General features: G+C 60.7%; 16 protein-coding genes. 12 read left to right on the forward strand and 4 right to left on the reverse strand.

Features of this window, described 5'->3' with window-relative positions; genetic code table 11:
* Positions 1-13 precede the first annotated feature (13 nt).
* The 3 genes from F0185_RS02005 to F0185_RS02015 all read left to right on the forward strand — a co-directional run bounded on the left by F0185_RS02005 (position 14) and on the right by F0185_RS02015 (position 3,463).
* Positions 14-1,366, forward strand: coding sequence for a mechanosensitive ion channel family protein (locus F0185_RS02005; protein WP_167221086.1), 1,353 nt, complete (start codon positions 14-16; stop codon positions 1,364-1,366).
* A gap of 212 nt (positions 1,367-1,578) precedes the next feature.
* Positions 1,579-2,790: a DesA family fatty acid desaturase gene (locus F0185_RS02010; protein WP_166896743.1), complete on the forward strand. Its 1,212-nt coding sequence runs from the start codon at positions 1,579-1,581 to the stop codon at positions 2,788-2,790.
* 172 nt (positions 2,791-2,962) lie between these two features.
* Positions 2,963-3,463, forward strand: a complete 501-nt coding sequence (locus tag F0185_RS02015) for a low molecular weight protein-tyrosine-phosphatase (RefSeq protein ID WP_167221088.1) — start codon at positions 2,963-2,965, stop codon at positions 3,461-3,463.
* 77 nt (positions 3,464-3,540) lie between these two features.
* On the opposite strand, the gene rpmG is transcribed toward F0185_RS02015, so the two are convergent.
* The 3 genes from rpmG to radC form a co-directional block, all read right to left on the reverse strand.
* Complete coding sequence (gene rpmG / locus F0185_RS02020) at positions 3,541-3,711, reverse strand: 50S ribosomal protein L33 (RefSeq protein ID WP_197422130.1); 171 nt, start codon at positions 3,709-3,711, stop codon at positions 3,541-3,543.
* Positions 3,712-3,721: 10 nt separating this feature from the next.
* A complete protein-coding gene (gene rpmB, locus F0185_RS02025) occupies positions 3,722-3,958 on the reverse strand; it encodes a 50S ribosomal protein L28 (protein ID WP_054264245.1) in 237 nt (78 codons plus the stop codon).
* Positions 3,959-4,121: 163 nt separating this feature from the next.
* Positions 4,122-4,796: a RadC family protein gene (gene radC / locus F0185_RS02030; RefSeq protein ID WP_167221090.1), complete on the reverse strand. Its 675-nt coding sequence runs from the start codon at positions 4,794-4,796 to the stop codon at positions 4,122-4,124.
* 192 nt (positions 4,797-4,988) lie between these two features.
* Between radC and F0185_RS02035 the strand changes: the two genes are divergently transcribed.
* The 7 genes from F0185_RS02035 (at position 4,989) to F0185_RS02065 (ending at position 10,658) form a co-directional block, all read left to right on the forward strand.
* A complete protein-coding gene (locus tag F0185_RS02035) occupies positions 4,989-5,141 on the forward strand; it encodes a hypothetical protein (protein ID WP_167221092.1) in 153 nt (50 codons plus the stop codon).
* Between the two features lie 104 nt (positions 5,142-5,245).
* Positions 5,246-5,701 carry an FKBP-type peptidyl-prolyl cis-trans isomerase gene (locus tag F0185_RS02040; RefSeq protein ID WP_167221094.1) on the forward strand — a complete coding sequence of 152 codons (456 nt, stop codon included), beginning with the start codon at positions 5,246-5,248 and terminating at the stop codon, positions 5,699-5,701.
* Positions 5,702-5,762: 61 nt separating this feature from the next.
* Positions 5,763-6,710 carry a 4-hydroxy-3-methylbut-2-enyl diphosphate reductase gene (gene ispH, locus F0185_RS02045; RefSeq protein WP_187362412.1) on the forward strand — a complete coding sequence of 316 codons (948 nt, stop codon included), beginning with the start codon at positions 5,763-5,765 and terminating at the stop codon, positions 6,708-6,710.
* Positions 6,711-6,984: 274 nt separating this feature from the next.
* Positions 6,985-7,914: a branched-chain amino acid ABC transporter permease gene (locus F0185_RS02050; RefSeq protein WP_166896731.1), complete on the forward strand. Its 930-nt coding sequence runs from the start codon at positions 6,985-6,987 to the stop codon at positions 7,912-7,914.
* An 18-nt stretch (positions 7,915-7,932) separates the two neighbouring features.
* Entirely contained in the window at positions 7,933-9,141 is a 1,209-nt protein-coding gene (locus tag F0185_RS02055) for an ABC transporter permease subunit (RefSeq protein ID WP_166896729.1), read from the forward strand.
* Between the two features lie 21 nt (positions 9,142-9,162).
* Positions 9,163-9,936, forward strand: a complete 774-nt coding sequence (locus tag F0185_RS02060) for an ABC transporter ATP-binding protein (RefSeq protein WP_167221096.1) — start codon at positions 9,163-9,165, stop codon at positions 9,934-9,936.
* Positions 9,933-10,658: an ABC transporter ATP-binding protein gene (locus F0185_RS02065; protein ID WP_166896726.1), complete on the forward strand. Its 726-nt coding sequence runs from the start codon at positions 9,933-9,935 to the stop codon at positions 10,656-10,658. Before F0185_RS02060 ends, F0185_RS02065 begins: the two co-directional genes overlap by 4 nt.
* Positions 10,659-10,775: 117 nt before the next feature.
* Here the strand turns inward: F0185_RS02065 and phaP are convergent, their stop codons facing one another.
* Positions 10,776-11,345 carry a TIGR01841 family phasin gene (phaP, locus tag F0185_RS02070; protein ID WP_166896724.1) on the reverse strand — a complete coding sequence of 190 codons (570 nt, stop codon included), beginning with the start codon at positions 11,343-11,345 and terminating at the stop codon, positions 10,776-10,778.
* A 426-nt stretch (positions 11,346-11,771) separates the two neighbouring features.
* Between phaP and F0185_RS02075 the strand changes: the two genes are divergently transcribed.
* Positions 11,772-12,617 (forward strand): DMT family transporter, encoded by an 846-nt coding sequence (locus F0185_RS02075; protein WP_229476664.1) that lies wholly within the window; start codon positions 11,772-11,774, stop codon positions 12,615-12,617.
* 8 nt (positions 12,618-12,625) lie between these two features.
* Positions 12,626-13,321 (forward strand): nitroreductase, encoded by a 696-nt coding sequence (locus F0185_RS02080; protein WP_167221100.1) that lies wholly within the window; start codon positions 12,626-12,628, stop codon positions 13,319-13,321.
* Positions 13,322-13,356: the final 35 nt, after the last annotated feature.

Consider the following 13,356-nt stretch of genomic DNA (forward strand, 5'->3'; position numbering starts at 1 on the left):
CACCGACTAGCCCATGCCCTTATCGAACGTTCTGTCCGACCTGATCGAGGATTTCGACAAACCCAGCTTTTTGTACCAGGCTGGGGCCATCGCGGTTTGTATCGTACTTGGATGGGGGCTCGGTTACGTGATCCGGCGCGCCTGGCTGCGCGGCCGCTCCGGAAACGGGGTGGTGCAGATAGGGGTGGAAAGTTTCTCCTATGTGCTCAGTCCGCTGGCGGTGGTCGGGTTTCTTGCCATCGCCAAACTGCTGTTCGTGGCGGAACGCTACAATGTGCACCTGCTGCGCCTGGCGCTGCCGCTGTTCGCCTCGCTGGCGGTGATCCGCCTGGCGTTCTACCTGATGCGGCGCGTGTTCGCGCGCCACGGCCCGGTCGGGGCCGCCATTCTCACCTTCGAAAAAATCTTCGCCATGCTGGTCTGGCTGGCCGTGGCCCTGTATATCGCCGGGCTCTGGCCGGATGTGTTCGAATTCCTCGACGACACCAAGCTGCCGCTCGGCAAAAACAAGGTGTCGCTGGCCTCGATTTTCCAGGCCGTGGTCTCGGTCGTGATCCTGCTGATGCTGGCATTGTGGGCCGGCGCCTCGCTGGAAGAGCGCCTGATGGGCGTGCAGGGCATCCACACCTCCTCGCGCGCGGTCATCGGACGCATGAGCCGCGCCGTGTTGATCATTATTGCCGTGCTCGGCAGCTTGACGCTGGTGGGCATCGACCTGACCGTGCTGTCGGTGTTCGGCGGCGCGCTCGGCGTCGGCCTCGGCCTCGGCATGCAAAAAATCGCCAGCAATTATGTGTCGGGCTTCGTTATCTTGCTCGAACGCAGCCTGGCCATCGGCGACATGATTTCGGTCGATAAATTCACCGGCAAGGTCACCCATATCAATACCCGCTACACCGTCCTGCAAGGGCTCGATGGGGTGGAAACGGTGTTGCCGAACGAAATGCTCATTTCCGGCCCGGTACAGAATCAATCGCTGTCGAACCGCTCGATCCGGGTAGCGACCACCATCACCGTGGCCTACGACAGCGACCTGGCGGTCATCATGCCCCTGCTCGAACAGCAGCCGCAGGGCGTGGAACGGGTGCTGGAAGATCCGGCGCCTGGCGTCTCGCTGAGCAAATTCGGCGCCGACGGCTACGACCTGGAAGTCGGTTTCTGGATCCGCGACCCGGAAAACGGCCGGGGCGGCGTGATTTCGGAAGTGAACAAGAAGATTTATGCCCTGATCCAGGCCGGCCAGATCAGGCTGGCGTATCCTGCGCGCGACACGCGCTTGCTCGATGCCCAGATGATGACGGTGCTGGCCGGCATGGCGCGTCCCGTACCGGAGAGCGTGGAAACCCCGCCCCCCAGCCCGCAGTGAGTCCGCAATGAGCCTGCGCCGACTGCCGCAAGGTCGTCCGGGTGTGCGCTTCGCGGACGCGGGTGGGCCGCTTGCGCTGCGTATTCGAGGTTTCCTACTGAAATGATTGGTGAGAATCGTACCGTGCGGTACGGTATCGTCGTAAAATGGCTCACTCGATCGTTTCCATGCGGCATGGTCGAGATGCCAACGATCACCATTTTGGAGCGGGAATGAATTTGTTTAGCACCACCTTGAACGCTGTGCTTGAGTTTATGTCGACCGGCCTGGTTGGCCTGTCCGGCTGGGAAGTCGTGATTTACACGCTGATCGTAACGCATATCACGATTGCCAGCGTCACCATCTATTTACACCGTCACCAGGCGCACCGCGCCCTGGACCTGCATGCGATTCCGAGTCATTTCTTCCGTTTCTGGCTGTGGCTGACCACGGGCCAGGTCACCAAGGAGTGGGCCGCGATTCACCGCAAGCACCACGCCAAATGCGACACCGCCGAAGATCCGCACAGCCCGGTCACGCGCGGCATCCGCAAAGTCTTGTTCGAAGGCGCCGAGCTGTATCGCGCCGAGTCGAAAAACCTGGAAACGATGGAAAAGTACGGCCACGGCACGCCGACCGACTGGATTGAGCGTAATCTGTATACCCGTTTCAGCTGGCAGGGCGTGGCAGCGCTGCTGGTCATCAATTTTGCCTTGTTCGGCGTGATCGGCGTGACCATCTGGGCGATCCAGATGGCATGGATTCCGATTACCGCTGCCGGCATCATCAACGGTATTGGCCACTATTGGGGTTATCGCAATTACGACTGCTCCGACGCGGCCACCAACATCATCCCGTTCGGCATCCTGATCGGCGGCGAAGAGCTGCATAACAATCACCACACCTTTGCCACCTCGGCCAAGCTGTCGTCGAAATGGTACGAATTCGATATTGGCTGGTTCTATATCCGCGTGCTGGAAACCCTGGGCCTGGCCAAGGTGAAGAAAGTGGCGCCGAAGCCGGCTTTCGAGCCTGGCAAGACGGTGGCCGACCTGGAAACCTTGCAGTCGGTGATCGCCAACCGTTATGACGTGATGGCCAAATACGCCAAATCGGTCAAGCAAGCCTGGCGCGAGGAGTTCGAGCATCTGAAGCACAAGGCCGAGCTGGAAGCACGCTTCCTGAAATCGTCGCGCAAGCTGTTGCAGCGTGAGCCGGGCAAGCTGGAGGATCCGCAGAAACAGCAGTTGATCGAGTTGTTCCAGCACAGCAAAGCGCTGGAAACGATGCACCAGATGCGCGTGGAACTGGGCGCGATCTGGGAACGCTCGCACTTCACGCGCGACCAGTTGCTGCAACAGTTGCAGGACTGGTGCACCCGCGCCGAAGCGTCGGGCATCAAATCGCTGCAGGAATTCTCGCTGCGCCTGCGCAGTTACGCATAGCACGCGTCTTTTCAGCCACCAGACTCACAGACCGTCATTCCCGCGCAGGCGGGAATCCAAGGCCCCTCCGGTACGCGAAGGAGCTTGGATTCCCGCCTGCGCGGGAATGACGGTTTTGCAGTTTACAGCCGCAGGCGCAATGCCGGCCGCTTTATCATCGAAGGGTAAGCCCATGACCAAGAAAATCGCCATCCTGTTCGTCTGCATGGCCAATTACTGCCGTTCCCCGACCGCCGAAGGGGTATTCCGCAGCCGCGCCAGCGCCGCCGGACTCGACCCTTTCCTGCTGATCGATTCGGCCGCCACCTCGAACTACCGGATCGGCCACGCGCCCGACCCGCGTTCGAGCGATCACGCCGCCCGTCGCGGCATCGACCTGACGAACCAGCGCGCGCGCCAGATTACCCTGGCCGATTTCGAGAACTTCGATCATATCTATGGCATGGACCTGCAGAACATCGCCATGCTCAAAAGCGCCTGTCCGCCGCAGTACCACCACAAAATCGGCCTGCTGATGCAGTTCGCCACCCGTTCGGATGCGGACGTGGTGCCCGATCCGTACGGGGGCGACATCGATGGTTTCGAACTGGTCCTCGACTATATTGAAGACGCCGCCGACGGCCTTGTGGCCAGTCTGCGCGCGCGCATCGACGCGCAAGGCGACGCCGCATAAAACAAAAGAGCCTCAGAAAACAAAAGAGCCGCGCACTTGCGTGGCGGCTCTTCTGGTACTGAAATCGGGATCGCGGATTACTTGATCTTGGTTTCTTTGTACATCACGTGCTTGCGTGCTTTAGGATCGAACTTCATGATCTCCATTTTAGCAGGCATCGTGCGTTTGTTTTTATCGGTGGTGTAGAAGTGACCCGTACCTGCGGTCGATTCCAGCTTGATTTTGTCGCGGCCAGTTTTTGCCATGATAGCTCCCTAATTAAACTTTTTCGCCACGGGCACGCATGTCGACCAGCACGGCATCGATGCCGACTTTGTCGATTACGCGCAGACCGGCGTTGGACAGGCGCAGGGAGACCCAGCGGTTTTCCGATTCCACAAAAATACGACGGTTTTGCAGGTTAGGCAAAAAACGACGTTTCGTTTTGTTGTTAGCGTGGGAGACGTTGTTACCAACCATCGGGCCCTTGCCAGTTACTTGGCAAACACGTGCCATAGCGCACTCCTTGAATATATCCAAAATTGGAAAAACAAGAGTATAGCGTGAAAAGCGAAGTTAAATCAACGACTTGTGAAAAACAATTGTGTCTTATGATCTTCTTCAAAATTTAACATTCGTGGATGCTCGCCGGATCGCGCGGGTGCGACCTTCACGGTGGCTATATCTGTCCGTGCTCGGCGAACGAATGCACATGTGGGCCTGCGACAACGAAGTGATCGAGCACGCGTACATCGATCAGCGCCAGGGCTTGCACCAGAGAACGGGTCAGCAACAGGTCGGCTTCGCTCGGATCGGGCGCACCGGACGGGTGGTTGTGCGCCAGCAAGATACTGGCCGCGTTGCGCGCCAGTGCCGCCTTCACCACCTCGCGCGGGTGGACGCTGGTGTGGGTCAAGGTGCCGCGGAACATTTCCTCGCAGGCGATCAGACGATTTTTGACGTCCAGGAACAGCACCAGGAAGGATTCGTGCGGCTGGCGGCCGAGCTGCATGCGCAGGTATTGACGCACCGCTTCCGGCGAGTTCAATAGTTCGCCGCTTTCGAGCCGCTCGCCGATGGCGCGCTGGGCCAGCTCCATCACGGCCTGCAATTGCGCGAACTTGGCCGGCCCCAGGCCGTGCACCGTCGAAAATTGAAGCAGGCTGGCGCCGAACAGGCCGTTGATCGAACCGAAGCGCAACAGCAGGTCGCGCCCCAGCTCGACCGCGCTCTTGCCGCGCACGCCCACGCGCAGGAAGACGGCCAGCAATTCCGGGTCGGACAGCGCCGCCGCCCCTTCGCTGATGAGCCGCTCGCGCGGACGCTGCTGCTCGGGCCAGTCCTTGATTCCCATCGTGTCTCCAATTGAATGTTAAAATTGCAACATGGCGAGCGTCAGGCGAGCGACGATCGACGCGGGCATTCGCTCCGCTGCTCGGATCGCAGCACGACAGGCCATTATCGGCGTGCCGAGGCGCGCCTTACTGATCCCGCCATGACAATCGGCGGGAACCTGGAAGGCATTTTGAAATCGACGGATGGTTGAATGCGCATAATCGCCCTATCAGGAATCGCGCTGCTGGCCTCGATGGCCCACGCCGCGCCGGCGCAGCGCTGGTACCGCCTGGTGCTGGTCAACATCAACGGGACCTGGAAAGTGCTCGGCAATGACAGCTACAGCTTCAGCTGCGGCTGCTGAGCAGTCGCCCGGCTTGCGCACTTGCCTGCAATCAAATGCGGGCAAGCGAGACCGTTCGGGCCACGGTGGCTTACAATGTCGCTTTGCACGCCTCGATACCGACCATGTCCACTACCACCCCCGCCGTCGTCACCGAATCGGCCTACCTGACCCTGCACTACCGCCTGGCCACGCAAGACGGCGCCGATCTGATCACGACCTTCGCCGGCAACCCGGCCACCCTGATGATGGGCAGCGGCCAGCTCGCGCCTTTCCTCGAAACCTGCCTGATGGGCTTGCCTGAAGGCACGCACCAGACCTTCCAGCTGGCCCCGGCGCAAGCCTTCGGCGAGCGCAACCCGGAGCTGGTGCGCGATGTCTCGCGCGCCACCCTGGACGAGAATTCCGCCCCCGGCGCCGACTATAAAGTGGGCGACCTGGTCGACTTCGCCGCACCGGGCGGCGGCCGTTTCGCCGGCGTGCTGCGCCAGTTCGGCGAGGACGCGGTGACGTTCGACTTCAACCATCCTTTGGCTGGCCAGTCGCTGCAATTCGAAGTTCGCCTGATTTCGGTACTTTGATTGTCGTCATACATATAACTGTTGTACAGAACGTTGTTTAAATAAGACAAAGAGGTTCATCATGGACAGCGAAATTCTCCTGGCCCAGCCGCGCGGTTTTTGCGCCGGCGTCGACCGCGCAATCGAAATCGTCGAGCGCGCCCTGCAACAATTCGGCGCGCCGATCTACGTGCGCCACGAAATCGTGCACAACGCCTACGTGGTCGAGGACTTGCGCAACAAGGGCGCGATCTTCATCGAGGAGCTTGACGATGTCCCGGCCGGCAACACCCTGGTGTTTTCCGCCCACGGCGTCTCGAAAGCGGTGCGCGCCGAAGCCGAAGCGCGCGGGCTGACCATCTTCGACGCCACCTGTCCGCTGGTGACCAAGGTGCACGTCGAGGTCGCCAAGATGCGGCGCCAGGGTTGCGAGATCGTCATGATCGGCCACGACGGCCATCCGGAAGTCGAAGGCACCATGGGCCAGACCGAGGAGGGCATGCACCTGGTCGAAACCGTGGCCGACGTGGCCACCTTGCAAGTGAAGACGCCCGACCAGCTGGCCTACGTGTCGCAAACCACCTTGTCGGTGGACGACACGGCCGATATCATCGCCGCGCTCAAGGAAAAATTCCCGAACATCATCGAGCCGAAAAAGGGCGACATCTGCTACGCCACCACCAACCGCCAGGAAGCGGTCAAGTTCATGGCGCCCCAGGTGGACGTGGTGATCGTTGTCGGCAGCCCCAACAGTTCGAATTCGAACCGCCTGCGCGAAGTGGCGGAAAAGAAGGGCACCCCCGCTTACATGGTCGACAACGCCTCGCAGATCGATCCGAAATGGCTGGTCGGCAAGCTGCGCATCGGCGTGACCGCCGGGGCCTCGGCGCCGGAAGTGCTGGTCCAGGCTGTCATCGACCGCCTCAAGGAACTCGGCGCGCGCAGCGTGCGCGCACTCGATGGCGTGGAAGAGCATGTCACCTTCCCCTTGCCCAAGGGACTAGACGGTATCAAGGTCGGGGTTGCATAACCCAAAGCATGGCCGTTTGTCAAAATTAAATTCGGAACACGTATGATTTTCCGATATTAGTTTTTTCTAAACCTCGTTATGATGTTGACGCTCAGATGTTGTCATCGGGACGTCATGTTCGTTCTGATGACGCGCGGTTGCAGCAAAGACATGAAAAACCGCCGGTCCCGTGGCCAGGGACAGCGAAGTGTACAAGCGGCGTCAGGCCAGGAGCGGCACTACGGGGGTTTCCCCGGGTGCCGTTTTTGTTAGATCGAATTGAAACGGGGTCATCATGGATACCTTTATCCAACAAATTATCAACGGCCTTGTGCTCGGCAGCATGTATGCCCTGGTCGCGCTGGGTTACACCATGGTGTATGGGGTGCTCAACCTGATTAACTTCGCCCACGGCGACGTACTGATGATCGGCGCCATGGTGGGCTTGTCGATCCTCAAGGGCCTCGAGATCGTCGCGCCCGGCCTGCCCGGGTATGTGGACCTGGCCATCGCCATCATCGGCGCCATTCCGGTGTGCATGATCGTCAATATCCTCATCGAGCGGGTCGCCTACCGGCGCCTGCGCAACGCGCCGCGCCTGGCGCCCCTGATCACCGCGATCGGCATTTCGACCCTGCTCACCACGTTCTCGATGATGATCTGGGGCCGCAGCCCGCTGTCCTTCCCGCAACTGCTGTCGAGCGAACCGATCCATATCGGCGGCGCCGTGATTTCCCAGACCCAGGTGTTGCTGCTGGCCTTGGCGGGCATGTCGATGGGCGCGCTGGTGTTGCTGGTCGAAAAAACCAAGATGGGCCGCGCCATGCGCGCCACCGCCGAAAATCCGCGCGTGGCCGGCTTGATGGGGGTCGACTCCAATAAAGTCATCGTGGCGACGTTTGCCATCGGCGCGGCGCTGGCCGCGGTGGCCGGTGTAATGTGGGGTGCCAACTATTCCTCGATTCAATTCGCGATGGGTTTCCTGCCCGGCCTGAAAGCCTTCTCGGCCGCAGTGCTGGGCGGCATCGGCAATATTTACGGCGCCATGATCGGCGGCATCCTGCTCGGCCTGATCGAAGCGCTCGGCGCCGGTTACATCGGCGCGGCCACCGGCGGCTTTTTGGGCAGTCACTACCAGGATATTTTCGCCTTTGTCGTCCTGATCATCGTGCTCACGATCCGGCCATCCGGCATCATGGGCGAGCGCGTCGCCGACCGTGCCTGAGCACAGAAAAGGAACATCATGGCTCTGCTCTCATTCAATTTTGAAACCCACCCGCGCCAGGCCCGCATCAGCATGGTGGCGCTGCTGCTGACTTTGCTGATCTTCCCTTTCGTTGCCCAGCAGTTCGGCAACTCGTGGGTGCGCATCGTCGACATGGCCCTGCTGTACATCATGCTGGCGCTGGGCCTGAACATCGTGGTCGGCTTCGCCGGCCTGCTCGACCTCGGCTACATTGCTTTCTTTGCCGTGGGCGCCTACATGACGGGCCTCTTGGCCTCGCCGCAATTTGCCGCCCTGCTCGAATCGGTCGTCAACCAGTTTCCGGTGTTCGGGGAATGGCTGGTCGCGATCATGGGGCCGGAAATCAGGGAGAGCGGGATCCACCTGTCGGTCTGGCTGATCGTGCCGCTGGCGGCGGCCACGGCCGGCTTGTTCGGCGCCTTGCTGGGCGCGCCCACGCTCAAGCTGCGCGGCGACTACCTGGCCATCGTGACCCTGGGCTTCGGCGAGATCATCCGCATTTTCATGGTCAACCTGAACGACCCGATCAACTTCACCAATGGTCCGCAGGGCATCAACCTGATCGATCCGATCCGCATTTTCGGCGTCTCGCTCGCTGGCGAGCCGGGCTCGAAGGCGACCGTCTTCATCGGCAGCTACGGCATGCCGTCAGTGAACGCTTACTACTTCCTGTTTTTGTTCCTGTGCATCGCCATCGTGTTCATCACTTCGCGCCTGCAGCACTCGCGCCTGGGACGCGCCTGGGTGGCGATCCGCGAAGATGAAATCGCGGCCAAGGCCATGGGCATCAACACCCGCAACGTCAAGCTGCTCGCGTTCACCATGGGCGCTTCGTTTGGCGGCGTGGCCGGCGCCATGTTCGCCTCGTTCCAGGGCTTCGTGTCGCCCGAATCGTTCTCGCTGACCGAATCGATTGCCGTGCTGGCGATGGTGGTGCTGGGCGGTATCGGCCACATTCCGGGCGTGATCATGGGCGGCATCCTGCTGGCGGCCTTGCCGGAAGTGCTGCGCCACGTGGTGGAACCCTTGCAGATGACCTTGTTCGGCAAGGTCCTGATCGAAGCGGAAGTGCTGCGCCAGTTGCTGTATGGCCTGGCGATGGTATTGATCATGCTCAACCGTCCGGCCGGCCTGTGGCCGTCGCCGAAGCACGAAGACCGGCCAGATGCCGCCGAGACCAACAAAAGCGGCGAGTTGCCGGCCTGATGGCGGCGTGAGGATATCCAGATGAGCGAACAAGTCATTCTCCACATCGAAGGCGTGAACAAGCGCTTCGGCGGTTTGCAAGCGCTGACCAACGTCGGCATCAAGATCATGCGCGGGCAGATTTACGGCCTGATCGGCCCCAACGGCGCCGGCAAGACCACCTTCTTTAATGTGATCACCGGGCTGTACCAGCCCGATACCGGCACCTTCGCGCTGGCCGGCAAACCGTATTCGCCGTCGGCCCCGCACCTGGTGGCCAAGGCCGGCATTGCCCGTACCTTCCAGAACATCCGCCTGTTCGGCGAGATGACGGCGCTCGAAAACGTGATGGTCGGCTGCCACGTGCGCACCCACCAGGGCGTGTTCGGCGCGGTATTCCGGCACAAGGCGGCGCGCCTCGAAGAAGCGGCGATCCGCGCGCGCGCGCAGGAGTTGCTCGACTTTGTCGGCATTGGCGCGTTTGCCAAGCGCACCGCCAAATTCCTGTCGTACGGCGACCAGCGCCGCCTGGAAATCGCGCGTGCGCTGGCCACCGATCCGCAACTGCTGGCGCTCGACGAACCGGCCGCGGGCATGAACGCGACCGAAAAACTGGCGCTGCGCGAGTTGCTCATCAAGATCAAGAACGAAGGCAAGACCGTGCTGTTGATCGAACACGACGTCAAGCTGATGATGGGGCTGTGCGACCGCATCACCGTGCTCGAATACGGCAAACCCATCGCGGAAGGCTTACCGGCCGACATACAGAAAAATCCGGCAGTGATCGAAGCCTACCTGGGAGGTGCTCACGCATGAGCGACAATATTCTGAAGATCCAGGGCTTGAAGGTGGCGTACGGCGGCATCAAGGCCGTCAAGGGCATCGACCTGGAAGTGAACAAGGGCGAGCTGGTGACCCTGATCGGCGCCAACGGCGCCGGCAAGACCACCACCCTGAAAGCCATCACCGGCACTTTGCCAGACTGCAAGGTCGAGGGCACGATCAGCTACATGGGCGCCTCGCTCAAGGGCAGCAAGTCGTTCGAGCTGGTACAGCAGAAACTGGCCATGGTGCCGGAAGGGCGGGGCGTGTTCACGCGCATGTCGATCCACGAAAACCTGCTGATGGGCGCTTACACGCGCAATGACAAGGCCGGGATCGATGCCGATGTGGAAAAGTGGTTCACGGTGTTTCCGCGCTTGAAAGAGCGCGCGGCGCAGATGGCGGGCACCTTGTCGGGCGGCGAGCAGCAGATGCTGGCGATGGCGCGCGCCTTGATGAGCCATCCGAACCTGTTGCTGCTGGACGAGCCGTCGATGGGCCTGGCGCCGATCATGGTGGAAAAGATTTTCGAAGTCATCCGCGACGTGCACAAGCAGGGGATCACGGTGCTGCTGGTGGAGCAGAACGCGAAACTGGCGCTGGAAGCGGCCAATCGCGGCTATGTGATGGATTCCGGCGCGATCATCATGGGCGGCAACGCGCAGGACATGCTGCATGATCCGCGCGTGAAGGCGGCCTACCTGGGCGAGGAGTAAGCGCCGGGGACGTACTTTTTACGTCATACAAGACGGTGCAGCGTGCGCGCACGATTGCACCACCCATAAAAAAACCCCGCAGAGCGGGGTTTTTTACTTCACGACAACAGCGCCAGATTAACGCTTGGCGGTGGTACGTGCAGCAACGTTCTGTGCAGCCTGGGTGAACTGCGATACCGCTGCGTTCACATTGGTTTCCATGGCTTCTTTAGCTTGCTTGGCGGTCTTGCTCATCTGCTCGTAGCCGGCGTTGGCGTTGCCGATCGATGCCTTGATCGCGGCAACCACGTTTTCCGAACCGGCAGGAGCATTCTTGCTGACTTCGTCAACCAGCGAAATCACCTTGCGGTTGGTTTCGGCGATCTGGAACTCGGCGGCTTTCGAAAACTCAGCCTGGGTGCCGGTAGCGATTGCAGCCAGCTGGCGGCTGTACGACATCGCTTTTTCAGCATTTGGCTGAGCCTGGGCGGCGGTCAGCGAGAAAAATTCTTGTGGGTCTTTGCACGACAGCAGTTGCTTGGTAGCGATCGAGGACTCTTCCAGCGTTGCCTTGGCAGCGGTGATGTTCAGCTCGACCAGCTTTTCAATGCTTTCGAAGGCCTTCGTCGTCAGCGACGAGTACAGCGCAAACTGCGATTCAAAGTTAGCTTTGGTGGCGTTCGAAAACTGCTCAGGGATTGCAAACATATATATTCTCCAAATATTGATTAATAGTATTGTTGATAAATGCTGCGTTGAACCGGTGAGGCAGAAAAATCTGTCAAGCCAAGGCTGAACAATAGGATTGTGCAGCGCAACAAAGTCTATTTTAATGATTTCTCGACCAGAGTCAAGCGAATCTTGTGCAGTGCACAAATCTCTCGTGATCAATGGAAATAGCCGGTCCGCACAGCGCCGGCGGCATGGTTTTCAGCCAGCCGGCGGCCACGCTGTCATAGACAAAACCGGCCTTGATAACATGGCAATGAGGCCCATGCTAGACTCGCGGTTCGCGCTGTCCAACCTGTTGATACGGCGCCTTGACGTTTTGACGTCGAGCGCAACCCTTGATATATGTCAAACGAAACGTTTAAAAATGTTGCGCCGCGCCACAGTGCGCCCTGGCTGTCACCGATGCCCGTGTTTTTCGTGCTGTTGTGGAGTACCGGCTTCATCGTGGCCAAGTTCGGCCTGCCGTACGCGCCACCGCTGACCTTCCTGCTGCTGCGCTGCGCGGCGGTGCTGGTGGTGCTGTTGCCCATCGTCCTGATCTGGAAGGCGCCGTGGCCGAAAGGCAGCATCGGCCATATCGCCGTGGCCGGCTTGCTGTTGCAGGCGGGCTACCTCGGCGGCGTCTGGTGCGCCATCAAGCTCGGCATGCCGGCGGGGGTGACCGCCCTGATTGTCGGCATGCAACCGATCCTCACCGCCGCCTGCGCTCCCCTGATCGGCGAGACGGTGCGCCCGCGCCAGTGGCTGGGCCTGCTGTTCGGCCTGACCGGCGTGGCGCTGGTGGTGTATGCCAAGATCACCCTGGTCGGCCTGTCGCCGCTGGCGATCGGCTTTTGCGTGCTGGCGCTGCTGTCGATTACCGCTGGTACGATGTACCAGAAGCATTTTTGCCCGCGTTTCGATTTGCGCACCGGTACCGTGATCCAGTTCGCCTCGACCGTGGCGGTGCTGCTGCCGGTCGCGATCCTGTTCGAAGGGCTCGACTGGTCGCTCAGCAGCATCACGTGGACGCCGCGTTTCATCGGCGCGTGGATGTGGTCGGTGTTTGCGCTCTCGATCGGCGCCATCTTCCTGCTGTTTCAGTTAATCCGCCGCAGCGATGCGACCCAGGTGACCAGCCTGCTGTACCTGACGCCGCCAACCACGGCCGTCATGGCCTGGCTGATGTTCGGCGAAGCCTTCAGCTGGCTCGGCGTGGCCGGGATGCTGGTGGCGGTCATCGGTGTGGTGTGTGTTGTCAAAAAATAGGAGAAACAATGTTGGTTAGCAAAGAACAAACCATCGTGGACGCCGCGATCAGCTCGCGCCGTTCGATCCGTGCCTTCCTGCCGACCCCGGTCGCGCGCGAAGATATCGCGCAGATCCTGGCCGTGAGCGCGCGCGCGCCGTCCGGCACCAATATCCAGCCATGGAAGGTCACGGTGCTGACCGGCCAGGCCAAGGAGAGCTTGTCGCAAGCCATTTTGGCGGTCCACAACGATCCCGAACTGGCCCGCCAGCATGTGGAAGAGTATCCCTATTACCCGCGCGAATGGACCTCGCCCTACATCGAGCGGCGCCGCAAGGTCGGCCTGGACCTGTATTCGCTGCTGGGCCTGGAGCGCGACAACAAGGCCGGCATGCACGCCCAGTTCGGCCGCAACTACCGTTTTTTCGATGCGCCCGTGGGGCTGATTTTCACCATCGACCGGGTGCTGGAGCAGGGCTCCTGGCTCGATTACGGCATGTTCCTTGAAAACATCATGGTCGCCGCGCGCGGGCGCGGGCTCGATACCTGTCCGCAGGCGGCATTTACCCCGTATCACAAGGTCATTGCCGAGCATCTCCAGCTGCCCCCCACCGAGATGCTGGTGTGCGGCATGGCGCTCGGGTTCGCCGATCCGGACAAGATCGAGAACACCCTGGTGACCGCGCGCGAACCTGTGGCAAGCTTTGTTCGCTTCATGGAATAAACGCGTACACTGTGACGGACGCAAGGAGCGCCCTG

The sequence above is a fragment of the Massilia rubra genome, assembly GCF_011682065.1.
GTDB classification, from domain to species: Bacteria; Pseudomonadota; Gammaproteobacteria; order Burkholderiales; family Burkholderiaceae_D; genus Telluria_A; species Telluria_A rubra.

Bases quoted from the DNA above. Each gene is read 5' to 3' on its own strand.
- F0185_RS02005 (WP_167221086.1), top strand. From the start codon at position 14: ATGCCCTTATCGAACGTTCTGTCCGACCTGATCGAGGATTTCGACAAA.
- F0185_RS02010 (WP_166896743.1), top strand. From the start codon at position 1,579: ATGAATTTGTTTAGCACCACCTTGAACGCTGTGCTTGAGTTTATGTCG.
- F0185_RS02015 (WP_167221088.1), top strand. From the start codon at position 2,963: ATGACCAAGAAAATCGCCATCCTGTTCGTCTGCATGGCCAATTACTGC.
- rpmB (WP_054264245.1), bottom strand. From the start codon at position 3,958: ATGGCACGTGTTTGCCAAGTAACTGGCAAGGGCCCGATGGTTGGTAAC.
- radC (WP_167221090.1), bottom strand. From the start codon at position 4,796: ATGGGAATCAAGGACTGGCCCGAGCAGCAGCGTCCGCGCGAGCGGCTC.
- F0185_RS02035 (WP_167221092.1), top strand. From the start codon at position 4,989: ATGCGCATAATCGCCCTATCAGGAATCGCGCTGCTGGCCTCGATGGCC.
- F0185_RS02040 (WP_167221094.1), top strand. From the start codon at position 5,246: ATGTCCACTACCACCCCCGCCGTCGTCACCGAATCGGCCTACCTGACC.
- ispH (WP_187362412.1), top strand. From the start codon at position 5,763: ATGGACAGCGAAATTCTCCTGGCCCAGCCGCGCGGTTTTTGCGCCGGC.
- F0185_RS02050 (WP_166896731.1), top strand. From the start codon at position 6,985: ATGGATACCTTTATCCAACAAATTATCAACGGCCTTGTGCTCGGCAGC.
- F0185_RS02055 (WP_166896729.1), top strand. From the start codon at position 7,933: ATGGCTCTGCTCTCATTCAATTTTGAAACCCACCCGCGCCAGGCCCGC.
- F0185_RS02060 (WP_167221096.1), top strand. From the start codon at position 9,163: ATGAGCGAACAAGTCATTCTCCACATCGAAGGCGTGAACAAGCGCTTC.
- F0185_RS02065 (WP_166896726.1), top strand. From the start codon at position 9,933: ATGAGCGACAATATTCTGAAGATCCAGGGCTTGAAGGTGGCGTACGGC.
- phaP (WP_166896724.1), bottom strand. From the start codon at position 11,345: ATGTTTGCAATCCCTGAGCAGTTTTCGAACGCCACCAAAGCTAACTTT.
- F0185_RS02075 (WP_229476664.1), top strand. From the start codon at position 11,772: ATGCCCGTGTTTTTCGTGCTGTTGTGGAGTACCGGCTTCATCGTGGCC.
- F0185_RS02080 (WP_167221100.1), top strand. From the start codon at position 12,626: ATGTTGGTTAGCAAAGAACAAACCATCGTGGACGCCGCGATCAGCTCG.